This is a genomic window from Streptomyces africanus (genome assembly GCF_002150735.1).
GTDB classification, from domain to species: domain Bacteria; phylum Actinomycetota; class Actinomycetes; order Streptomycetales; family Streptomycetaceae; genus Streptomyces; species Streptomyces africanus.
The window spans coordinates 335-874 of the sequence record NZ_MUKA01000631.1; the positions used below are offsets into that span (position 1 = coordinate 335).

A 540-nucleotide genomic window follows, 5' to 3' on the forward strand; every position below is an offset into this window, starting at 1 on the left:
GTTGTCGGTGGGCGCCCGCCACAGCGACAGCGTGGGCCCGGCCGTCAGCAGCGGATGGACCAGCAGCCCGTCCTCGCCGACCTCGACCGGTCGGTGCGTGACGGGGGTGTGCCGCACCGGTTCCGCCGCCCGCAGCCGCACCTGCGGCAGGCACACGACCGTGCCGCGCGGTCCCCACGGCTCGTCCCGGGCCGTCGTGACCCGCAGCGTCAGCCACGCCTCGCCGCCGTCCTCCGGCAGCTCGAACGGCACCGGTACGACGGCCGTCTCGCCCGGCCGCAGCTCGGGCAGCAAGGCGGGGGCGGTCCGGGTGCCGCCGTCGGCGAGGGACAGCTCCCACTCGCCGGACAGCCAGTCCAGGCCCCGGAAGTGCTGGTGGTTGCCCAGGACGACACCCTCGTGCCGGAAGCACTCGATGCGTACCGGCGCGGCGATCTCCCGGTGCTCGGACATCACGGGCTTGGGCGTGCGGTCGGGGAAGACGACCCCGTCGGCGATGAAGGCGCCGTCGTGGTCGGTCTCGCCGAAGTCGCCGCCGTA

Annotated in this window: 1 protein-coding gene; it reads right to left on the bottom strand. The window is 75.0% G+C overall.

Annotation, left to right across the window (positions count from 1 at the left end):
- The coding region (locus tag CCL05_RS46925; protein WP_244204620.1) for a beta-galactosidase domain 4-containing protein at positions 1-540 on the bottom strand (540 nt) is incomplete at both ends.